This is a genomic window from Ideonella sp., from assembly GCF_041918995.1.
Lineage (GTDB): Bacteria > Pseudomonadota > Gammaproteobacteria > Burkholderiales > Burkholderiaceae_C > Ideonella.
Map to the genome: position 1 here is coordinate 42738 of NZ_JAYRUN010000009.1, position 20622 is coordinate 63359.

A 20622-nucleotide genomic window follows, 5' to 3' on the forward strand; every position below is an offset into this window, starting at 1 on the left:
CCGGACACGCCTGCCCATGTCGCTGCTGATCGTCGCCCTGCCCGTGCCGCCCCGCCTGTCGTCGCAACAGGCGGCGGGCGATGCGCAGCCGCCGGCCGAGTACGACTACGTCTTCAGCGCCGATGGCGGCCCGCGGCTGCAGGCCGGGCGTGCGCCCGCATCGGCACTGCCCAAGGCACAGGCGGTGGCTGCGGTGCTGCCGCCACATGGCGTGGGCTGGCACCGCGTCACCCTGCCCAAGGCGCCGGCAGCCAAGCTGCGTGCCGCCCTGGGCGGCGTGCTGGAAGACCAGCTGCTGGAGGACGACAGCGAGCTGCACCTGGCCCTGGCGCCCCAGGCCAAGGCCGGCGAGCCGGTGTGGGTGGCGGCCATCAACCGCGGCTGGCTGAAGGCGCAGATCGACGCGCTGGAGTCCGGCGGCCAGCCGGTGGACCGCGTGGTGCCCGCCTGGCCCCCCGAGGACGCGCCGGCCGGCCATTTCTTCCCCGGCAGTCCGTTGCCCGACGGCACCGACCCCGGTGCCCAGCTGGCCTGGCGGGATGCGGACGGCCCCCTGGTGCTGCCGGCCCAGAGCGATGCCGCCCGCGCCCTGCTGGCGCGCGACACCGGCGGCCTGCCCGTGCGGCTGACGGCCGAGCCCGAATGCGCGGCCGAGGCCACGCGCCTGGCCGGTGGCAGCGTGGCGGCGCTGTCGGGCCACGAGTTCATCTACGCCGCCGCGCGCGGCGAGTGGAACCTGCGCCAGTTCGACCTCGTGCCCAGCCGCCGGGGCAGCCGCGCGGCGCGCGAGGCGCTCACCCGCGTGTGGACGTCCCCCACCTGGCGTCCGGCGCGTTATGGCGTGGCCGCCCTGCTGGTGCTCAACCTGGTGGGCGCCAATGTCTGGGCGTGGCAGCAGCGCCAGGCCGTGGTGAAGCAGAAGGCGGCCATGGCCACGCTGCTGCAGCAGACCTTCCCGCAGGTGCGCGTCGTCACCGATTCCCCCGCCCTGCAGATGCAGCGGGAGATGGACCTGCTGCGCGCCAGCGCCGGCCGCCCCGGCGAAGGCGACCTGGAGCCGCTGCTGGCCGCGGCCGATGCGGCCTGGCCGCCGTCCCGCGCCGCGGCCGACGGCCTGAAGTACGAGCCGGGCCGGCTCACCATCACGAGCGCCGGCTGGAGCCCACAGGAGATCGACGGCTTCCGTGCGCGGCTGCGCCCCCTGGGCTACGACGCCGAGGCCGCCGCCGGCCGCCTGAGCATCGTGCCCGGCGCATCCCCCGCACTGGACGGCGCGCCGGCGGCCGCGCCGGCCCGCCCCGCCGCCCCGTCGCCTGGCAATGCCACGCTGCCGGCGGGCGCCCGCGCGGTGCCCCCGCTGCCCGCCGCGCCGCCCACGTCCCCCGCGCCCACCGGTGCGCCCACCCAGGCCCCGGCCGGTGCACGGCCCGTGCCGCCCCTGGAGCCGGGCATGGCCTCGCCTCCCCCACCGCGGCCCGCGGGCGCCGAGGGCGAACAGCCGCACCAGCTGGGCGCGCCCGGCCGCGTGAACCCACCGGTGGAGCAGTGACCCTGCCGCGCCGGCCCCCTTCCCGTCCTTCTGCTTGCACGCCCTGATGGCCACCCGTCTCGACACCCAGGATCTGCAGCGGCGCTGGGCCGCGATGAGCCCGCGCGAGCGCGGGCTCGTGGCGCTGGCCGGCGTGGCCGTGGCCGCGCTGCTGCTCTGGTACGTGGCCCTGCGGCCGGCGTGGGCCACCTGGCGCACCGCCCCGGCCCAGGTGCGCACGCTGGAAGCCGACCGCCTGCGCATGCAGCGCCTGGCCGCGGAAGCGCGCGAACTCAAGGCGCAGCCGCCGGTCAGTGCCGCGCAGGCCACCGAGGCCCTGAAGGCCGCCACCGAGCGCCTGGGCGCCAACGCCAAGCTCAGCCAGCTGGGCGAGCGCGCCACCCTCACGCTCACCGGCGTCACCGCCGAGCAGCTGCGCAGCTGGCTGGCCGACGCGCGCAGCGGCGCGCGTGCCCGGCCCCTGGACATGCAGCTGACGCGCGGCGAGAACGGCCTGTCCGGCCAGATCGTCGTCGCGCTCGGCGGCGCCTCTTGAGAAGCCCGCACCCCATGGCCCTCCGCCCCAAGCCGTCCGCCCGCTGGAGCCTGTCAACCTTCGACGACAGCATCCTGCTGGGCATGCGTCGCGCGGTGCGCGGTGCACCGGCGGCCCGCACGCCCGCGGCGGCGTCGGGCCGGCGCGGCCGCTGGGCATGGGCCGGCGCCCTGGCCGGCGCGCTGCTGGCCGGGGTGGCCTTCGCGCCCGCGGCGTGGCTCGCACAGGCCGTGGCCAGCGCCAGCGGCGACCGCCTTCTGCTGGCCGAGGCCCAGGGCAGCTTCTGGCAGGGCAGTGCCCTGCCGGTGCTGGCCGGCGGGCCAGGCAGCCAGGACGCTGCCGTGCTGCCCTCGCGCCTGGACTGGTCCGTGCGGCCCTTCCTGGGCGGCTTGCGGCTGTCGCTGGCGCAGGATTGCTGCATCGAGCCAGGGCTGACGCTGGAGTGGCGGCCGGGCTGGGGTGGCATGTCGCTGCGCGTGGTGCCGGCCGCCGGTGGGGTGGGCCACTGGCCCGCCGCCTGGCTCGAGGGCCTGGGCGCACCATGGAACACGCTGCGCCCCGGCGGGCGGCTGAACCTGCGCACCGACGGACTGGAGCTGCGCGCCCAGGGCGGCGCCTGGTCGCTGGCCGGGCAGGCCGAGCTCGACTGGCTGCAGGCGTCCTCGCGGCTGTCCACGCTGGAGTCGCTGGGCAGCTACCGCATCACGCTCTCGGCACCCGCCGAGGGCGGCAGCGCCGCCGCGCCGCAGCTGGGCCTGCAGACGCTCGACGGCGCGCTGCAGCTGTCGGGCAGCGGCCAGTGGGGGCCGCGCGGGCTGCGCTTCCGGGGCCAGGCGCAGGCGGCGCCCGGCTTCGAGCCGGCCTTGAACAACTTGCTGAACATCATCGGACGCCGCGCCGGCGCGGCGTCCGTCATTTCGATCGGGTGACCATGACCTTGCACCAACGCCCCCGCCAGACCCCCGACCGCCGCTGGGCGCCCCTGGCCCTGGCCGCGCTGATCGCCATCACCCCGGTGGCCCATGGCCAGTCCGACGACCCGCCCATGCCCGCCACGCGCGCGCGCGCCCCGGTGACGCTGAACTTCGTCAACGCCGAGATCGAGGCCGTCTCGCGCGCCATCGGCACCATGCTCGACCGGCAGATCGTGGTGGACCCGCGCGTGAAGGGCCAGATCAACGTGGTCAGCGAGAAACCGCAGCCGCCGCAGGAGGCCTGGCGCAGCTACCTCGCCGCGCTGCGCGGCATGGGCTTCACGGTGGTGGAGAACGCCGGCCTGCTGAAGGTGGTGCCCGAGGCCGAGGCCAAGCTGCAGGCCGGCACGGTGTCCATCGGCCAGCCCACGGTGCGGGGCGACCAGATCCTCACCCAGATCTTCCGCCTCAACCATGAGAACCCGAACAACCTCGTGGCCGTGCTGCGGCCGCTGATCAGCGCCAACAACACCATCAACGCCAACCCGGCGAATGGCACGCTGATCATCACCGACTACGCCGACAACCTGCAGCGCCTGGCCAAGATCATCAGCGCGCTGGACCAGCCCGCGGCCAGCGAGATCGAGGTCATCCCGATCAAGCACGCGCTGGCGGCCGACCTGGCGCCGCTGCTGCAGCGCATGACCGAAGGCGGCGCCGCGCCCAACGTGCCCGGCGGTGCCAACACCGCGGCGTCGGCCACGTCCATCGTGGTGGAGCCGCGCACCAACTCGCTGCTGGTGCGCACCGCCAACCCGGTGCGGATGAATGCGGTGAAGTCCCTCATCGACAAGCTCGACCGGCCCGTGCCGGGCGGCGGCCCGGCCGGCAACATCTGGGTGGTCTACCTGAAGAACGCCGACGCGGTGCGCCTGGCCGAGGTGCTGCGCGCGGCCATCGCCAGCGGCACCGCCGCCACCAGCAGCGCCGGCACGGGTTCGTCGTCTGCGGGCAGCTTCAGCGGCAGCAGCGGCGGCGCCTCCCCGCGCCCGGCCACCAACGTGGCGGGCACGAGCCCCTCGGCCCCGGGCAGCACGTCCTCGGGCATGGGCAGCGTGGCCACCACGCCGGTGTCCGCCACCGCCAGCCCGTCCACGGGCGGCCAGATCCAGGCCGACCCGGCGACCAACTCGCTCATCATCTCGGCGCCCGAGCCGGTGTACCGGCAGATGCGCCAGGTGATCGACCAGCTCGACACGCGCCGCGCCCAGGTGTACGTGGAGACGCTGATCGTCAAGATCGACGCGACCAAGGCCGCCGAGTTCGGCTTCCAGTGGCAGAGCGTGCTGGGCAACCCCAGCACCGAGCAGTCGGTGGTGCCGGTGGCCGGCACCAACTTCGGCTCGGTGGGCAACATCATCGACCTGTCGCTCTCCGGCGCCGGCACCGGCGGCACGACCGGCACCACCGGCACCGGCGGCAGCAGCCTGCTGGGCAACGGCCTGAACATCGGCGTGTTCCGCAAGATCGCCGGCATCTACACGCTCGGTGCGCTGGCCCGTTTCCTGGAGACCAACACCGGCGCCAACGTGCTGTCCACGCCCAACCTCGTGGCGCTGGACAACGAGGAGGCCAAGATCGTGGTCGGCTCGAACGTGCCCTTCACCACCGGCTCGTTCACCAACACCGGCACGGGCAACGGCGCGGTGAACCCGTTCCAGACCATCGAGCGCAAGGACGTCGGCATCACGCTCAAGATCAAGAGCCAGATCGGCGAAGGCGGCACGGTGCGCATGACGATCTACCAGGAGAACAGCTCGCTGCGCGACCGGGTGAGCCAGATCACCGACAAGAGCTCCATCGAGACCACCGTGGTGGTGGACGACGGCAGCATGATGGTGCTGGGCGGCCTGCTGAAGGACGAGTACGGCGACAACGAGAGCCAGGTGCCCATCCTGGGCAGCATTCCCATCGTGGGCAACCTGTTCAAGAGCGAGGGCCGCAGCCGCAGCAAGAGCAACCTGATGCTGTTCCTGCGCCCGGTGGTGCTGCGCACGCCGCAGGCCGCCGAGCAGATGATGGTGGACCGCTACGACGCCATCCGCGCGGTGCAGCAGAGCATCCAGCGCGAGCCCACCACGCTGCTGCCGGTGGACGGCTCGCTGGTGCTGCCCGAGCGCCCGCCGGGCGCCATGCCGGCGCAGCAGGTGATCGTGCCGCCCGCGGCCGCCTCCGGCGTGCCCGCCACCACCCCGGCGCCCACGCCGGGCCAGTGAGCGACCGCCCCCGGGAGCCCGACCGACATGGGACAACGCCACCCCCTGCCCTACGCCTTCGCGAAGGCCAATTCGCTGCTGCTGGAGGATGATGGCCGACAGCTCGTGCTGCACCACGCCGAGACGACGCCGCGCAGCGCCCTGACCGAGGTGCTGCGCCGCTACGCCGTGGACCGCATGGAGCCCGAGCCCGCGTCCACGCTGGACAAGCGCCTGGCCGAGGCCTACGCCGGCGGCGAGGCCAGCGCCGCGGCGGTGGTGGGCGAGGTGGAGAGCGCGGTGGACCTCTCCCGCATGATGCAGGAGCTGCCGGCGGTGGAGGACCTGCTGGAGGCCGCCAACGATGCGCCCATCATCCGCATGCTCAACGCCCTGCTCACGCAGGCGGCCAAGGACGGCGCGAGCGACATCCACATCGAGCCCTACGAGCGCAACTCCAGCGTGCGCTTCCGCGTCGACGGCACGCTGCGCCAGGTGGTGCAGCCCAACAAGGCGCTGCATGCGGCACTGATCTCGCGCCTGAAGATCATGGCCGAGCTGGACATCGCCGAGAAGCGCCTGCCGCAGGACGGCCGCATCTCGCTGCGCATCGGCGGCCGTGCCATCGATGTGCGCGTGTCCACCCTGCCCTCGGCCCACGGTGAACGCGCCGTGCTGCGCCTGCTGGACAAGACCGAGGCCAAGTTCAGCCTGGAGAGCCTGGGCATGAGCGGCGACGTGCTCACCGCCTTCCACAAGCTGGTGCAGCAGCCGCACGGCATCGTGCTGGTCACCGGCCCCACCGGCTCGGGCAAGACGACCACGCTGTATGCCTCGATGGCGCGGCTGGACACCTCCACCACCAACGTGCTGACGGTGGAGAACCCGGTGGAGTACGAGCTGCCCGGCATCGGCCAGACGCAGGTGAACCCGGCCATCGACCTCACCTTCGCCACCGCGCTGCGCGCCATCCTGCGCCAGGACCCCGACGTCATCATGATCGGCGAGATCCGCGACTTCGAGACCGCGCAGATCGCCATCCAGGCCTCGCTCACCGGCCACCTGGTGCTGGCCACGCTGCACACCAACGACGCGCTGTCGGCCGTCACCCGCCTGACCGACATGGGCGTGGAGCCCTTCCTGCTCAGCTCCAGCCTGCTGGGCGTGCTGGCGCAGCGCCTGGTGCGCAAGCTGTGCCCCGTGTGCCGGCGCGCCGACGAGCAGGGCCGCTGGCATCCCGTGGGCTGCCCCGCGTGCGCGCAGACCGGCTACAAGGGCCGCACCGGCGTGTACGAGCTGATGGTGGTGGACGACACGCTGCGCGCGCTGATCCACAACCGCGCGGCCGAGAGCCAGCTGTACGTGGCCGCCGAGGGCACCGGCTTCCGCACCATGCGCGACGATGGCCAGCGCCTCATCGATGCGGGCATCACCTCGCAGGAAGAGGTGTTGCGCGTGACCCGCGAATGAACCTGCGTCCCACCGCCTGATGCCTGCCTTCAAGTACGAAGCCCTGGACACCGCCGGCAAGACGGCCACCGGCGTGGTGGACGCCGACAACGCCAAGGCCGCGCGTGCGCAGGTGCGCGGCCAGGGGCTGGTGCCGCTGTCCGTGAGCGCCGTGATGGGCCAGGGCGACGCCGCCGGCGTGGGCGCCTCGGGCGGCGCCCGCACCGGCCTGGCCTTCGGCCGGCGGGCCTTCAGCACCAGCGGCCTCACCGTGTGGACGCGGCAGCTCGCGGGCCTGGTCGCCTCGGGCCTGCCGCTGGAGCGCGCCCTCACCGCCCTGGCCGACGAGGCCGAGGAGCCGCGCCAGCGGGAGCTGCTGGCCCACCTGCGCAGCGAGGTGAACGCCGGCAGCGCGTTCGCCCGCGCGCTGGCCACCAGCCCGCGCGAGTTCGACGATGTCTACCGGGCCGTGGTGGCGGCCGGCGAGCAGAGCGGTGCGCTCGGCGCCGTGTTGGAAAAGCTGGCCGACGACCTGGAGGAGCGCCAGGCGCTCAAGGCCAAGGTCTTCGGCGCCATGCTCTACCCGGCCATCGTGTCGGTGATCGCCATCGTCATCGTCACCTTTCTGGTCACCTACGTGGTGCCGCAGGTCGCCTCGGTGTTCGCCAGCAGCAAGCGGGCGCTGCCGGTGCTCACCGTGGTGATGCTGGCGATCAGCGCCTTCGTGCGCAGCTACGGCTGGGTCGTGCTGGTGGCGCTCGTGGGCGGCGGCGTGATGCTTGGCATGTCGCTGCGCAACGAAGCCTTCCGCGAGCGCTTCGACGCGGGCGTGCTGAAGCTGCCGCTGTTCGGGCGCCTGGCGCGCGGCTACAACGCGGCGCGCTTCGCCGGCACGCTCGCCATGCTGGCGGGCGCCGGCGTGCCCATCCTCAAGGCGCTGCAGGCAGCGGCCGAGACGCTGGGCAACCGGGCCATGCGCGCCGACGCCATGGCGGCGCTGGTGCAGGTGCGCGAGGGCGCCCCGCTGGCCTCGGCCATGGCCGCCAAGAAGCGCTTCCCCGGCCTGCTGTCCATGTTCGCCCGCCTGGGCGAGCAGACGGGCAAGCTGCCGGTGATGCTCGACCGCGCCGCCCGCCAGCTGGGCAGCGAGGTGCAGCGCCGCGCGCTCGCCATCGCCACCATCCTGGAGCCCCTGCTCATCGTGGTCATGGGCGTGGTGGTGATGCTCATCGTGCTGTCGGTGATGCTGCCCATCATCCAATTGAACACGTGGGTGAAGTAACCCCCTGGGGTTTTCTCGGGGAGCAGGGTTAGCCCACGGTGGCGCGGAGGGTGGGGCTCACTAAAGTGGTGGCTGGTTTATCGAACGGTCGTGCTTTTTTTGCGTGGCCGTGCCCTTCGATCCAGGAGACTGCATGCGACCTCCCCTCGCCCGACGATTCGCCTACGCCAGCCTGGCGCTGGCTGCCCTGCTGGCCGCCTGTGGCGGCGGTGAAGAAGCCGATACCACCCCGCGGGTCCAGGTGAGCAGCCTGCGCGTGATGGGCGACAGCCTGGCCGACGTGGGCACCTTCGGCATCCGCTTCACCATCCAGCCGAGCGCCGACAACCCCAACCTCACCTACCCCGAGCGCATCTCCGGCCTGTACGGCCTGGGCGCGGGCTGCAACTTCTTCGTCTTCACCGGCACCACGTTCGCGGCCAACCCGACCCCGGGCTGCACCAACTACGCCATCGGCGGCGGCGTCATCAACCCCGCCAGCGGCGGCCTGACCGCGGGTGACCCGCGCGCGATCGGCGTGCAGCTGGCCACGGCCACCGCTGCCGGCAACTTCGCCGCCGACGAGCTGCTGCTCGTGGACGGCGGCGGCAACGATGCCGCCTCGCTGGTGGGCGCCTACCTGGCCGCGGGCCAGGGCGACATCGCCGCCTACACCACGCTGCTCGGCTCCCTGCTGAGCGCCGAGGAGATCAACGCCGCGCTGGCCAACGGGGCCGAGGGCCTGGCGGCCATCGGGGGCACCTACATGGTGGCCCTGGCCGACCAGTTCAGCGCCACGCTGACCACCGGCGCGCTGGACAAGGGCGCGCAGCGCCTGGCCGTGCTGAACGCCCCCGACATCACGCTCACGCCGCGCTTCCAGGCCGTGCTCGACGGCATCGCCCTGGCCAATGGCGGCGGGGACGCCGGTGCCGCCGCACGCGCCCAGGCGCAGGCGCTGTTCTCGGGCTGGGTGGCCGCCTTCAACGCCCAGCTGGCCGCCAACTTCGCTGGCGACTCCCGCGTGGTGGTGGTGGACTTCTACACCGAGTTCCAGCGCCAGGTGGCCAACCCCGCACAGTACGGGCTGACCAACGCGAGCGACACGGCCTGCCCGGCCGTGGGCATCGGCGACGACGGCCTGCCGGTGTACAGCTTCCCCACCTGCACCGACGCCAACCTGCAGGCGAACCCGCCGGACGGCGTCAGCGGCACCCGCTGGTACGACACCTGGGCCTTCTCGGACGGCTTCCACCCCACCCCGTACGGCCACCAGCTGCTCTCGCAGCTGATCTCGCGCTCGCTGGCCCAGGCCGGCTGGCTCTGACGATGGACGACGCCACCACCCCGAAGGATTCCCGCATGGCATTCCGTCACACCGCCCTGGCCGCCGCTGCCGCCGCCCTGCTGCTCGCCGCCCCGCTGGCCCACGCCCAGCGTGCCGGCGACCTGATCGGCCGCGTCTCGGTCACCCAGATCAGCCCCGAGGTCGACAGCGGCGACCTGAGCCCGCCCGCCTTCACCGGCACCAAGGCCGACATCGGCAGCGACACCCAGCCCACCGCCGGCATCACCTGGATGATGACCGACCACTTCAGCGTGGACCTGCCGCTGGCGGCGGGCTTCACCCACGAGATCACCGGCGACGGCGCCATCGCCGGCGTCGGCAAGATCGGCGAGGTGAAGGCGCTGCCGGTCACGCTGCTGCTGCAGTACCGCTTCATGGAGCCGACCTCCACGTTCCGGCCCTACGTGGGCATCGGCCCCACCTACGCGAAGTTCTACGACTCGCGCGCCACGGCCGCGCTGTCGGGGCTGACGGGCGGCTCGCCCGACAACCCCACCACGCTGGAGGTGGAGTCCAAGTGGGCCGTCACGGCCCAGCTGGGCATGACCTACGCCTTCACCGACCGGTGGTCGATCGACGCGGCGGTGCTGAAGACCAAGCTGAAGACGCGCACCACGCTGTCCACCGGCCAGACACTGGACGCCACGCTGGACCCCTGGAGCTATTCGGTGGGCGTGGCCTACAAGTTCTGAGCAGGCGGCCGCCGCGGCGCGCGGCACCGTCCTCGGCCCGCCGACCTGGCGGGCTTTTTTTCGCCCGCTCCGGCGCGGCGCGGCATGATGGCCGCATGCAATTCGTCTACCTCGCGCTGGCCATCGTGGCCGAAGTCACGGCCACCACCGCGCTGAAGTCCACCCAGGGCTTCCGCGTGCTCGCCCCCTCCATCGTGGTGGTGCTGGGCTATGCGGTGTCGTTCTACTTCCTGTCGCTCACGCTGCGCACCCTGTCCATCGGCATCGCCTACGCCATCTGGTCGGGCGTGGGGCTGGTGCTCATCTCGCTGGCCGCCTGGTGGGTGCACGGCCAGAAGCTGGATGGGCCGGCACTGGCCGGCATGGCGCTCATCGCCGCCGGGGTGGCGGTGATCCACCTGTTCTCCAAGTCGGTGCAGGCCTAGCGGCCCGCCATGGCCGCCTGGGCCCGCAGGTACGCGTCGAAGGTGGTGGATCCGCGCCAGGGATCGTCGGGCGCATCGAACCCTTGCTCGATCATCGTGCGCGTCATCCGTGCGTAGGACCGCGCGGCTGCCGCGGAGAAGCCAATGGATTCGAAGGTCGCTTCGAGTCGTTGTGACGGCGTCACCTCGAGACGGACACGCCGCCCCAGCACCTCCTCGAAGCACTGCGCCACCTCGGCGGAGGTGAGCCGCGCCGGGCCTTCGACCGAGACGATGCCCACATCGTCCAGGCCCGACACCAGCCGCTGCGCGGCGGCGATGCCCAGGTCGTGTGGGGCGACCATCGGGATGGGCAGGTCGGCAGGGAACACGCTCAGCAGTTGGCCCGTCTCCCGGGCGCTGGCGATCTGGTCGTCCCAGTTGCTGTAGTAGTACGCGCCGCGGTTGATGGCGGCCGGCACGGCCTGGCTGGCGAGCCCCTGCTCCAGTTCCCACAGCACATTGAGATCGCCCAGATGGTCTCCCGGCTGGGCGCCGCCCGTGGAGGCGGCGACCACCTTCTCCAGGCCGGAGCCGTCGAGGGCCTCGAGGATGTTGCGCACCGAGTCGCGCTCGATCCGGTCACTGTCCAGGCGGACGTCGCCCGGCGGATTGAGCAGGAATGCGCGCTGGCCCAGCCTGAAGGCCGATCGCAGGGACTCGACGCTCCTGACATCGGCGTGGGCGCGCCCCGACCCACCCGGTGCAGACCGGTGGCTCAGCCCCAGCACGGGCTGTCCGAGCGCACGCAGCGCGTTCGCCACCGAGGCACCCACATGACCCGTCACGCCCATGACAATGTGCACCGCTGCTCCTTTGCGCCAAGCCGACCCCAGCGGGCAAGCGGCCTGCCAGGTGCCGGCTGCGACGTGTCGAAGGGCCGCGGCGGCGGGCGTGGCTCATCGCCGGTGGCGCGCACTCGCCGCCGCACGCGCGGACGCGTCCGCGCCATCGCGAACGCGCCCCGCCCCTGCCATCCTCACGACGGCAGGAAGTCGATCGGGTAGGTGGTGACCAGCGTGTCCACGTCCTTGGCGCCGAAGTCGAACTGGCGGATGCGCGCCAGCAGCTTCTGCTCCAGCTCGGGGGCCTTGAGCTCGCTGCTGCGCAGGTGCACGTCCAGCACCTGGCCGCTGGGGGCGATCTTCAGCTCCACCACCACCTTGCCCTGCAGCGAGGGGTCCTCGCGCAGCGCGCGGTTGTAGATGGCGTAGATGGCGCCCTTGTTGCGCTCGAAGACGAGGCGGATGTCCTCGATGGAGCGCGAGGCCTTGCCGCTGCCGCCCTTGGTGAGCGTGCCGCCCGCACCGCCGGGGCCCGCGCCGGTGCCCGTGCCGCCGGTGCCCTTGCCACCGCCGCCCCCCGGCCCGCCGCCGCCACCGCCGCCGGCCACGCCCTGCACCAGCGTGGTGGAGCGGCCGGCCAGGCCGCCGCCCCCGGTGTCGCGGCTGTAGCCGGCGGTGTTGATGCCGCCCGAGCCGCCGGTGGCGTTGGACGTGATCATGGAGCGCGCCGGCAGGCCTTCCTGCGTGCCCGCGCCCACGCCGGCGCCCGTGCCGGTGCCCACGCCGAGGCCGGGCTTGATGGCCTCCTTGTTGAGCTGCACCGCCACCGGGGCGCCGTGCAGCTCGGCGAGCTGCTCCTTCATGGCCAGCAGGCCGACGCCGGTGGCGCGTCGCCGCGCCGCGTCGATGGCCTCGCCCGGCGGCTTGCCGGGCACCGGGTCGCGCGCCTCGGGCACCGGGGCGTTGCGCCGGTCGCGCTCGGGCTTGGGGGCCGGTTGGTCACGCTTGGCCTCGGGCGCGGGCTTGTCGGCCGGCGTGTCGGCCGGGCGCGCCGGTACGGGAGGCAGCGGCACCGGCGGCTTGGGCCGGGCCTCCTCCGTCAGCAGCTTGGCCAGCGGCGGCGGCAGCGGCTGCACCGCCTGCTCGCGCGTCACCTCGGGCAGCGGCACGAAGCGCACCACCACGCCGAACACCAGGCAGGCGGCGATGGCCACCTGGGCGATGCGCTGGAAGCGGCGCTCGTCGTCCTCCGGCACCGACCACGCCAGCACCGGCTGGCGAAACGAGATGGCGGCCGCGCTCATCGTGCACCCTCCACTCCGTGGTGTCCCTCGGAGAGGGACCGAGCGCCGCCTTCGGGCGGCCGTGCGACGTCGCTCATGCCGCCTCCGCCTTCTGCCGCACCGCGAAGGACACGTCGGCGAAGTTGGCGCGCGCGCAGGTGACCATCACCTTGCGCAGCAGCTGGTAGGGAATGTCCTTGTCGCCCATGATGGTGATGGTGCGGCCGCTGGCGGCGTTCTCCTCGCGCACCACCTGGCGCTGGGCCAGCACGTCGAGCTCGGCCTTGAGCGGCGCGATCACGTCATCGGCGGCGGCCATCACGTCGGCCACCGTCGCCACGCGGCGGCCTTCCACCACGATGTCGCTGCCGCTGACGAGCACCACGAGCGTCGGCTTCGGGGCCTGCTCGGCGGTGGACTCAGGCAGCGTCACGGCCTTGGACGCGGGCAGCACCTCCACCTCTGTCGAGTTCGACAGCAGGAAGAAGATGAGGATGGTGAACACGTCGACCAGGGCGGTGAGGTTCAGGTCCAGCTGCTGCGTGTTGCGCGCCTTGTGGGCGGCGCGCTTTTGCAGCGGGGTGAGTTTCATCGTCGCTTCCTTCGCGGCGGGTCAGCGCGGGCGCACCGGCGCGTCGCCGATCGCGATGTCGGGGAACAGCTCGGCGCGCACCAGCTGCGTGCCGTCCATGGAGTGGGCGGAGCGCACGGCGTCCATCACCTTCACCAGGCGGTCGTAGGAGGTGTCGGGCTCGGCCAGCACGCTGGCGTCGCGCTGCCCGGGGAACTTCAGCTTGATCTGCCGCACCAGCTGGTTGAGCGCCGCCACGTCCGGGCCGGAGGCCGTGTTCGGGATGCGCTGGATGAGGCCGCCGATGCGGTCACCCACCTCCAGCGCGTCCGGGCGGATCACCACCTCGAGCTGCAGCTTGTCGACCTGCAGCTGCTCGGCGCCCGGGCCGTTCTGCGCAGGCAGCGACATGTCCACCACCGCCAGGCGGGTGAACACGGCGGTGGACAGCAGGAACGGCACCAGCACCACGATCAGGTTCAGGAAGGCCGAGATCTCCAGCGCCGCTGGATGCTTCTTCAGGCGTCGCACACGCATGGCGAACCTTCCGTGCTCAGCGCGCGGCCGGCTGCTCGGGCGCGATGCGCTGCATCAGGTTCAGGAAGCTGATCTTGGCGGCTTCCAGGCCGTCGACGATCTCGCTGGTGCGCGCCTGCAGGAAGGCGTGGATCAGCAGGAACGGGATGGCCACCATCAGCGCGAAGGCGGTGTTGTTCATCGCGATGGAGATGGACGCGGACAGCAGCTCGGCCTTCTCGGCGGGGTTGACCTGCGCCACCGCCGTGAAGGCCTTGATCAGGCCCATGATGGTGCCCAGCAGGCCCACCAGGGTGATGACGTTGGCGAAGGTGGCGATGTAGTGCGTGCGCTTCTCCAGGCGCGGCACGATCTCCATCATGCCCTCCTCCATGGCGGCATCCAGGTCCTCGCGGCGGCGCGAGGTCTGCAGCCGGGTGAGGCCATGGGTCACGATGTTGGCGATGGCCGATTCGGACTTGGCGGCCTTGGCCAGCACGTCCTTGAGCTGGCCCGACTGCAGCGCGGGCAGCATCTGCGCCCATTCGGCGCGGTTCTGGGAACGCGCACGGCGCAGGAAGATCCAGCGCTCGATGGCGATGGCGATGCCGAGCGACATGATCGCGAGGCTGGGGAAGATGAACCAGCCGCAGTCCACAAAGAACTTCACGACCAACTGGAAGGCATTCATCACAGGTCTCCGAGAGGCAAACGGGCGAAAGGGAACAGGAACAGGACAGGGACGGGACAGCGGGATCGGGCGGCCGACGCCTCAGCGCGCGGCCGGTGGCGGCGCAGGCGCGGCCGCGGCCGGCGCGCCGTACTGGAGCTGGCGGCGGAAGACCTCGCGGTCCACCGGCGCCAGCGCCTCGTCGAGCACGCTCACCGTGGGGCGTCCGCTCATCTCGCCGGGCAGGGGTTTCTTCCACGGCACGATGTAGAGCACCTTGGGCAGCTCGCGGTTGCCGATGATCTGGGCACCGCGCTCGATGTCGATGCGGTCCTGGGCGCGCGCGGGGGCGGCCAGGCAGGCCAGCGCCGCGAGCGACACCAGGCCGACGGAAAGGCGGAGGTTCATCGTGGGTTCTCCTGGGCGGCGGCCGCGGGAGCAGCCGCCGTGCCCGCAGCCGGGGCAGCGGCGGGCGCAGCGGCGGGCGCCGGGGCGGCGGGCGGTGGGGCAGCGGGCCGGCGCTTCTTCAGGTCGGCGACCCACTTGGCCACCGTGGCGTCGCCGCCGGGGGTGAGGGCGAGGTACTTCTCGTACAGCGGCAGCGCCTGGTCGGGCTGGCCGAGGTACAGGTCGTGCAGCACGCCCAGGTTGAGCGTGGCCGGTGCATGGCCAGGGTCGGCGGCCAGGGCCTGCTCGTAGGCGGCACGCGCCTTGGCGAACTCGCCCTGCTCGCGCCATTGCACCGCCTGGCGGTTCAGTGGCCCGGCCGCGGACGAGCCGCCGTCGTCGGCACGCTCGACCTTGCCCCAGCGCACGGGGCGCAGGCTGCGCAGGGCCACGAAGCTCTTCTTCACCCAGTCGTCGTACACGCCCTGGGTGGCTCGGCTGGCGTTCAGCTCGTGCAGCTCGATGGCCTTTTCCTCGAAGGGGAAGGCCTGCTCCTCCAGCAGCACGTCGTACTGCTCGCGCTCGAGCTTGCTCAGCTTCTTCGGCCGCTCGGAGCCCATGAGCGACTTGCCGAAGTCCTGGTACACGGACGCGGTCTGGAAGGTGGCGGCGGTGGTCACCTCGGCCACGCCGTAGTCGGCGGCCACGGCGTAGGCCTTGAGCGCCTCCTCCATGCGGGTCTTCTTGAGCTTGAGCTGGCGCTGCAGCGGCTCGACCAGCTTCACCTGCTCGTAGCCGGCACGCACCGGCTCGGCCAGCGCCAGCGCGGCCAGCGCCGCCAGGGTGCGGGTGCGGCCGGTGCGCTCGCTGCCGCCCGCCTGGTCGGCGGCCAGGATCTCGCGCTGCCAGGCCAGGGCCTGCGCCGGCTGGCGGTCGGCCTCGGCGATCTGCGCCAGGCGGTGGCGGGCCTCCAGCGCCGGCTCCAGTGGGCGCGGATGCTGGCGCAGGTAGCGCTCCCAGGCCTTGGCCGCCTGGGCGCGGGCGGTGGGCGAGCCCTGGGCCGCGGCCTTGTCGTACAGCTCGGCCGCCTGCCACTGCGCCGACCGCGCCAGGGCCGGGTCGGACGCGGTGGCGGGGCTGGCGGCCACACGCTCGTACTCGGCCGCCGCCTCGGGCCAGCGGCCCAGCTCGGTGTAGGCCAGCGCCAGGCGGGCCGGCACCTGCTCGGCCAGCGCATGGCGCGGGAAGCGGCGACGGAAGTCCTCCAGCGTCGCGGCGGCGCCGGCCCAGTCCTTCAGCGCCAGCTGCGCCGCGGCGGCATCGAACTGGGCCGCCGTGCGCACGCTGCTGTCGGGGGCGGCGGTGGCCACCCGGGCGAAGTGGCCCGCCGCCGCCTGCGTCTGGCCGGCGCTGCGGGCCTGCTCGCCCTGCTTGTAGATGGCCGCGGCCAGGCGCTCGTTCAATGCCGCGCGGCCGCCATCATTGGCGGGCGTGAGGGCCAGCACCTCACCGTAGGCTGCCTCCGCGCGCTCGTGCGCGCCGGCCTCGAAGGCGGTATGGGCCACCACCGTCCAGGCCACGCGGCGCAGCCCGGCGTCCGCCGGCGGCTGCAGCGCGATCACCTGCTGCGCCGCGGCGGCGGCGCGCTCGCCCTGGCCCAGGTTGTACAGGCGTTCGGCGGCGTTCGTCAGCACGGCGGGCGTGCGGGTGTCCGTCGGGAAACGCTCGGCGAAGCGCAGGCCGCTGTCCACCTGCGTGGCCTGCAGCGCCGTGTGCTCGGCCGGGCGGTTCTCGGCCTGGGCGCGCTTGTCCTGCTCCACGTAGGACAGCAGGGCCGCGTAGCCGGCGTCCGCGCTCTGCGGGTGCGCCGGGAAGCGGTAGGCCGAGGTCTCGTACTCGGCCGCCGCGGCGGCGAACTGCTTGTCCTCGAACAGCAGCTCGGCGAGCAGGAAGTGCTGCTTCGGCGCCTCGGCCGCCTGCGGGAAGGCGGCCAGCCAGGCCCGGTACCAGCGCACCGCCTCCTGCACCTCGGCGGGGCTGCGCGTCTTCTGGGCGGCGGCGTGGTGGTGGGTGGCCAGCTCGGTGAGGTGGGTCTTGAGCAGCGGCTGGCTGCGCTCCCAGGCCTCGGGGTTGGCGCGGCGGTAGTCGCTGTCGGCGCCGTAGCGGGCCACGTACTCGCGCTTGGCATCGAGCGCCAGCGTGGCGAAGCCCGCCTGCTGGTGGATCTCGATCACCTGCGCCTGCATGGCCGGCGCCTGGGCGTGCCGGGGCTGGCGCCGCGCGAAGGCCGTGAGGGTGTCGGCCGCGTCCTTGGGGCGGTCCTGCTTGAGGTACAGGCCGGCGAGCTCGCGGTAGACCCGGAACTCGTAGCCGCGCCGCACGTCGCTCGTGACGTAGGCCGGAATGGACGCCGCCCCCTGCAGGTTCTCGAGCGACAGGCTGGTGACCCGGAAGGTGTCCTCGATCAGCTCGCGGTCGGCGCGGCTGAGGGACTCCACCTCGTCCAGCGGCGCGTCGGTGTCCAGCGGGCCGAGCTTCAGGTCGAGCACGGCGAAGAAGGAATGCAGCGCCTCCTCCAGCTTGGCCTGCTTGAAGACCGACCAGCCGTGCATGTACAGGGCCCGCTCGCGGAACACGCTGTCGGGCGTGGCCAGCACGGTCTCGTAGGCCTTCTCGGCGGCCGGGTACTGGCGCGCGGTGAACAGCAGCTCGCCACGCCGGAACTGGGCCTCGTCGAGGTAGCGCGTGCGCGGGTGCTCGGCCACCAGGCGATCCAGCGTCTTGAGCGCGGTCTCCAGCTGGCCGCCCTGCTCCTGCGCGCGGGCCAGCTGGTACAGCACGCGGTCGGTGTCGGCGGCGTCGGGGTAGGCCTTGAGGTAGTCCTGGTAGCGCGCGATGGCCCTGGCGTAGTCGGGGTCGGCCGGCGCGTTGCCGCTGGCGGTGGCCGCGCGGTTGTCCGCGGATTCCATGGCCAGGTCGCCGAGGCGGCGCATGGCCTGCGGGCGCTGCGGGGCGTTGGGCGCGGCCTCGAGGAACTGGCGGTAGGCCTGGATGGCCCGCTCTTCGTCGGCAGGGATGCCCGGGTCGGCGGCGATGGCGTAGCGCTTGCCCGCCAGCGTCTTGAGCGTGGGCGCGTTGTCGCCCGGCGCGGTGTCGGGCGTGCTGCCGCAGGCGGCCAGCACGGCGGCCGCCGCCAGGACGGACAGGCGCCCCACGAAGGCCGGGGCGCGGGACAGGAGGACGTCAGGGCTGGCCACGGTCGCCTTCCTTGGGCTGCGGCGCCGGTTGGGTCGCACGGTCGTAGAGCTGGGCCACGGCATAGCGTGCCTGGTCGGCATAACTGTCGAGACGCTGCTGCTGGGTCTGCAGCGCGGCCACGGCTTCGGTCTGCAGGGCCACGCGCTGCTCGGCCGTGAGCGCCGCCAGGCGGGGCTGCAGCGCGCGGATGCGCTCGGCCAGGGCGGCCAGGCGCTCGGCAAAGCGCTGGAAACGCACCGGCTCGTCGCGCTGGGCGGCGGCCAGCGAGGCATCACGCCCGCGGGCCACGCCCAGGGCCTCGTCCACGCGCTGCAGGCCCTTGTCGGCGTCCCACCGGCGCTGGGGCAGGGATTGCGCCAGCTGCCAGGTGAGGGCGCCCTCCAGGCGGCGCAGGCGCTCGCGCACGGCGGGCAGGTCCACCTCGGCGCCCAAGGCCGCGCCCTGCTCGTCCAGCAGGCGGCGGGCACGCTCGAGCTTCTGCAGCTGCGTGCGCTCGGCCGCGCTGGCGAACGCCACGCCGTCGGCCGCCCCGCGGGCCGCGGCCAGCTCGGCAGCGAGGGCATCCCGCTGCGCCTGCAGGCCATCCACCTGCAGCCCGGAGGCCCGTTCGCGCACCTGGGGCAGCCGCTCGGTGAAGCCGCGCTGGCGGTGCGTCAGCATGTCGCCGTACACCGCGAGCCGCTCCTGCCAGGCGTCCAGGTTGGCGCCCAGGAACACGAGGTCGCGGTGGTTCTTGAAGGCCTCCTGGAAGGCGTGGCTGGCCAGCACCGGCGCCAGGTGGGTGCGGTGCGGCACCTCGGGCAGCCGGGCCAGCGGGCGTGCCCAGCCCAGTTCCGCGGGCGGGTTCTCCTGCAGCAGCGCGTCGACGAACTCGCCGCCGCGGATGCTGGCGATGGAGTCGTCGAGCGCCCGGCGTTCGGCGGCGTAGACGGCGAGCGCTTCCTCGTAGCGCGTCAGTGCCTGGCCATGGGCCCCGGCCTCGGCCAGCGCATACGGCACGGCGATGCGGGCCTCCAGCACGGCGGGATCGGACGGGTCGCGGCCGGCGAGCTCCATCCAGGGGACCAGCGCCTGCTCGGGCTCGTCCTGCGCCGCGGCGGCCCAGCCGAAGCCCAGCAGCGCCTTGTTGGAGTGGCTGCCCTGCAGCCGCACGCGTTCCAGCGCCACGGCCGCGGCCTCGGGGTCCTCGTCGGCCAGCGCCGCATAGCCCAGCGCCACGTTGGCCTGGTCGCGCAGGCTGCGGCCCTCCTCGTCGTGCATGGGGGTGCGACCGAGCTCGTCGAGCACCGCGCGGCCGCCGTCGACGTCACCGCCACGGATCAGGGCGATGCCCAGGTTGTAGCGGGCGTAGTGCGGCGCGTTGCTGGTGCGCACGGGCACGCTGCGGAACCAGCGCAGGGTGAAGGCGTCGGCGAGCCAGCCGCCCACACGCGCGAAGATCGAGCGCTTGGGCGGCGGGGGCGCACCCGGCTCCGTGCCCTCGGCGGGCAGCGGCTGCGGCGGGCGCGCCAGCAAGGCACGCAGCGCCTCGGCCGCGCCCCCGGTGTCGCCCAGTGCCAGGCGCACCTGGCCGGCCAGCAGCAGGCGTTCCTCCTCCAGCAGGCCGGGCAGCGGGGCGCCGATGCGGCCCAGGGCCGCGTCGGCGGCCTCGGCCTCGCCGCGCTGGTAGCGCAGGCGCGCCAGGAAGAACCACGCGCGGTCGCGCACCGCCGGCGAGGCGGACCCGGCCAGCCGCTCGAAGATCTCGCCGGCTTCGCGGGTGAGGCCGTAGCCCAGCAGCAGGCCGCCGCGCAGGATCTCGGCCTCGTCTTCGTGGCGCGGCATGCGCTGGAAGTGCTGCGAGACCATCAGCGAGGTCAACGCGGGAAAGGGCTTGTCCTGGAAGAACTGGAACAGCACGTCGCCGTAGTGCGGCGCCTGCACGGTGCGCGCCGGCGCGGGCGCCGGCTGCGCGGACACGCCCGACCCGGCGGCGGCCGCACACAGCAGCGCGGCCGCCGCCCGCAGGGCGTGCCCCGCGCGCGGCCGGCGCGAGAAGGCGAAGGAGCCGCGCATCACCAGACCTTGACCTCGAACTGCGGCTGCAGGTTGGCCGTGGCGTCCTTGATCTGCAGCTCGATGTACTTGGGCTCGCCGCCCTTGTCGAACTTCAGCGTGGTGGCGCGCTTGTAGTCGCGCGTGTGCGGGCCCTGGCCGGTGAAGAACGCGGTGATCTCGTGGGCGCCCGCGCGCAGGTTGCCCACGTACAGGCGCTGCACGCCGCCGCGGTGCAGCGCAGCCACCTCGGCCGGCGTGTAGAGGTAGTGGGCGACGGTCTTCTCGTCGAACTTGATCTCCACCGATTCCAGCGAGAACAGCTTGCCCACGTCCATGGAGACGAACACCGCCACCTGGGTGCTGGCGGGGTAGAGCAGCTCCTCCTCCAGCACGAGCAGGTCGCGGTTGAGGTTGATCACCTCGGACTTCAGGTCCTGCACGCGCTGGTCCAGCGCGGCGCCGGAAGCCGCCGGTGCCGGGGCGGACGCCGCCGCGGCCGCGGGGGCCGTGGCCGAGGCCGCGGGCGCGGGAGGCACCGCGGCCGGCTGGGCCTGGGCAGCGGCCGGCACGCCCAGGCAGGCGGCGGCGAGCCACGCGGTGGCGAGCAGGGCGGAGGCGCCGAGGCGCCGGAAGGTCAGGAGGTGCATG

General features: G+C 73.3%; 18 protein-coding genes. 9 read left to right on the forward strand and 9 right to left on the reverse strand.

Features of this window, described 5'->3' with window-relative positions; all coding sequences use genetic code 11:
• Positions 1-16 precede the first annotated feature (16 nt).
• The 9 genes from gspL to ACE3UN_RS09830 all read left to right on the forward strand — a co-directional run bounded on the left by gspL (position 17) and on the right by ACE3UN_RS09830 (position 10428).
• Entirely contained in the window at positions 17-1549 is a 1533-nt protein-coding gene (gene gspL, locus ACE3UN_RS09790; RefSeq protein ID WP_374674747.1) for a type II secretion system protein GspL, read from the forward strand.
• 46 nt (positions 1550-1595) lie between these two features.
• On the forward strand, positions 1596-2084 hold the full coding sequence (gspM, locus tag ACE3UN_RS09795) for a type II secretion system protein GspM (RefSeq protein WP_374674748.1): 489 nt from the start codon (positions 1596-1598) through the stop codon (positions 2082-2084).
• A 14-nt stretch (positions 2085-2098) separates the two neighbouring features.
• Positions 2099-3013 (forward strand): type II secretion system protein N, encoded by a 915-nt coding sequence (gspN, locus tag ACE3UN_RS09800; RefSeq protein WP_374674749.1) that lies wholly within the window; start codon positions 2099-2101, stop codon positions 3011-3013.
• Between the two features lie 2 nt (positions 3014-3015).
• Positions 3016-5274: a type II secretion system secretin GspD gene (gene gspD, locus ACE3UN_RS09805; RefSeq protein ID WP_374674750.1), complete on the forward strand. Its 2259-nt coding sequence runs from the start codon at positions 3016-3018 to the stop codon at positions 5272-5274.
• A gap of 27 nt (positions 5275-5301) precedes the next feature.
• On the forward strand, positions 5302-6723 hold the full coding sequence (gspE, locus tag ACE3UN_RS09810) for a type II secretion system ATPase GspE (protein ID WP_374674751.1): 1422 nt from the start codon (positions 5302-5304) through the stop codon (positions 6721-6723).
• A 19-nt stretch (positions 6724-6742) separates the two neighbouring features.
• Complete coding sequence (gene gspF / locus ACE3UN_RS09815; protein WP_374674752.1) at positions 6743-7984, forward strand: type II secretion system inner membrane protein GspF; 1242 nt, start codon at positions 6743-6745, stop codon at positions 7982-7984.
• A 133-nt stretch (positions 7985-8117) separates the two neighbouring features.
• The gene (locus tag ACE3UN_RS09820; protein WP_374674753.1) at positions 8118-9290 is read left to right on the forward strand and encodes an SGNH/GDSL hydrolase family protein; all 1173 of its coding nucleotides are present in this window, start codon (positions 8118-8120) and stop codon (positions 9288-9290) included.
• Positions 9291-9325: 35 nt separating this feature from the next.
• Positions 9326-10003 (forward strand): OmpW family protein, encoded by a 678-nt coding sequence (locus ACE3UN_RS09825; RefSeq protein ID WP_374674754.1) that lies wholly within the window; start codon positions 9326-9328, stop codon positions 10001-10003.
• A gap of 95 nt (positions 10004-10098) precedes the next feature.
• Positions 10099-10428 carry a multidrug efflux SMR transporter gene (locus ACE3UN_RS09830; RefSeq protein WP_374674755.1) on the forward strand — a complete coding sequence of 110 codons (330 nt, stop codon included), beginning with the start codon at positions 10099-10101 and terminating at the stop codon, positions 10426-10428.
• Here the strand turns inward: ACE3UN_RS09830 and ACE3UN_RS09835 are convergent.
• From ACE3UN_RS09835 to ACE3UN_RS09875, 9 genes are all read right to left on the reverse strand, one after another.
• A complete protein-coding gene (locus ACE3UN_RS09835) occupies positions 10425-11273 on the reverse strand; it encodes an NmrA family transcriptional regulator (RefSeq protein WP_374674756.1) in 849 nt (282 codons plus the stop codon). The genes ACE3UN_RS09830 and ACE3UN_RS09835 overlap by 4 nt on opposite strands.
• 173 nt (positions 11274-11446) lie before the next feature.
• Positions 11447-12556, reverse strand: coding sequence for an AgmX/PglI C-terminal domain-containing protein (locus ACE3UN_RS09840; protein ID WP_374674757.1), 1110 nt, complete (start codon positions 12554-12556; stop codon positions 11447-11449).
• A 73-nt stretch (positions 12557-12629) separates the two neighbouring features.
• A complete protein-coding gene (locus ACE3UN_RS09845; RefSeq protein WP_374674758.1) occupies positions 12630-13127 on the reverse strand; it encodes an ExbD/TolR family protein in 498 nt (165 codons plus the stop codon).
• A 21-nt stretch (positions 13128-13148) separates the two neighbouring features.
• Positions 13149-13643 (reverse strand): biopolymer transporter ExbD, encoded by a 495-nt coding sequence (locus ACE3UN_RS09850; protein WP_374674759.1) that lies wholly within the window; start codon positions 13641-13643, stop codon positions 13149-13151.
• A gap of 16 nt (positions 13644-13659) precedes the next feature.
• Entirely contained in the window at positions 13660-14313 is a 654-nt protein-coding gene (locus ACE3UN_RS09855) for a MotA/TolQ/ExbB proton channel family protein (RefSeq protein ID WP_374674760.1), read from the reverse strand.
• Positions 14314-14394: 81 nt separating this feature from the next.
• Positions 14395-14700, reverse strand: coding sequence for a hypothetical protein (locus ACE3UN_RS09860; protein ID WP_374674761.1), 306 nt, complete (start codon positions 14698-14700; stop codon positions 14395-14397).
• On the reverse strand, positions 14697-17936 hold the full coding sequence (locus ACE3UN_RS09865) for a tetratricopeptide repeat protein (RefSeq protein ID WP_374674762.1): 3240 nt from the start codon (positions 17934-17936) through the stop codon (positions 14697-14699). The genes ACE3UN_RS09860 and ACE3UN_RS09865 overlap by 4 nt, the downstream gene beginning before the upstream one ends.
• Positions 17923-19992, reverse strand: a complete 2070-nt coding sequence (locus ACE3UN_RS09870; RefSeq protein WP_374674763.1) for a hypothetical protein — start codon at positions 19990-19992, stop codon at positions 17923-17925. The genes ACE3UN_RS09865 and ACE3UN_RS09870 overlap by 14 nt, the downstream gene beginning before the upstream one ends.
• Positions 19992-20621 (reverse strand): AraC family transcriptional regulator, encoded by a 630-nt coding sequence (locus tag ACE3UN_RS09875; RefSeq protein WP_374674764.1) that lies wholly within the window; start codon positions 20619-20621, stop codon positions 19992-19994. Before ACE3UN_RS09875 ends, ACE3UN_RS09870 begins: the two co-directional genes overlap by 1 nt.
• Between the last annotated feature and the right edge of the window lies 1 nt (position 20622).

Coding starts and splice junctions, on each gene's coding strand:
- gspL (WP_374674747.1), top strand. CDS start 17: ATGTCGCTGCTGATCGTCGCCCTGCCCGTGCCGCCCCGCCTGTCGTCG.
- gspM (WP_374674748.1), top strand. CDS start 1,596: ATGGCCACCCGTCTCGACACCCAGGATCTGCAGCGGCGCTGGGCCGCG.
- gspN (WP_374674749.1), top strand. CDS start 2,099: ATGGCCCTCCGCCCCAAGCCGTCCGCCCGCTGGAGCCTGTCAACCTTC.
- gspD (WP_374674750.1), top strand. CDS start 3,016: ATGACCTTGCACCAACGCCCCCGCCAGACCCCCGACCGCCGCTGGGCG.
- gspE (WP_374674751.1), top strand. CDS start 5,302: ATGGGACAACGCCACCCCCTGCCCTACGCCTTCGCGAAGGCCAATTCG.
- gspF (WP_374674752.1), top strand. CDS start 6,743: ATGCCTGCCTTCAAGTACGAAGCCCTGGACACCGCCGGCAAGACGGCC.
- ACE3UN_RS09820 (WP_374674753.1), top strand. CDS start 8,118: ATGCGACCTCCCCTCGCCCGACGATTCGCCTACGCCAGCCTGGCGCTG.
- ACE3UN_RS09825 (WP_374674754.1), top strand. CDS start 9,326: ATGGCATTCCGTCACACCGCCCTGGCCGCCGCTGCCGCCGCCCTGCTG.
- ACE3UN_RS09830 (WP_374674755.1), top strand. CDS start 10,099: ATGCAATTCGTCTACCTCGCGCTGGCCATCGTGGCCGAAGTCACGGCC.
- ACE3UN_RS09840 (WP_374674757.1), bottom strand. CDS start 12,556: ATGAGCGCGGCCGCCATCTCGTTTCGCCAGCCGGTGCTGGCGTGGTCG.
- ACE3UN_RS09845 (WP_374674758.1), bottom strand. CDS start 13,127: ATGAAACTCACCCCGCTGCAAAAGCGCGCCGCCCACAAGGCGCGCAAC.
- ACE3UN_RS09850 (WP_374674759.1), bottom strand. CDS start 13,643: ATGCGTGTGCGACGCCTGAAGAAGCATCCAGCGGCGCTGGAGATCTCG.
- ACE3UN_RS09855 (WP_374674760.1), bottom strand. CDS start 14,313: ATGAATGCCTTCCAGTTGGTCGTGAAGTTCTTTGTGGACTGCGGCTGG.
- ACE3UN_RS09860 (WP_374674761.1), bottom strand. CDS start 14,700: ATGAACCTCCGCCTTTCCGTCGGCCTGGTGTCGCTCGCGGCGCTGGCC.
- ACE3UN_RS09870 (WP_374674763.1), bottom strand. CDS start 19,992: ATGCGCGGCTCCTTCGCCTTCTCGCGCCGGCCGCGCGCGGGGCACGCC.
- ACE3UN_RS09875 (WP_374674764.1), bottom strand. CDS start 20,621: ATGCACCTCCTGACCTTCCGGCGCCTCGGCGCCTCCGCCCTGCTCGCC.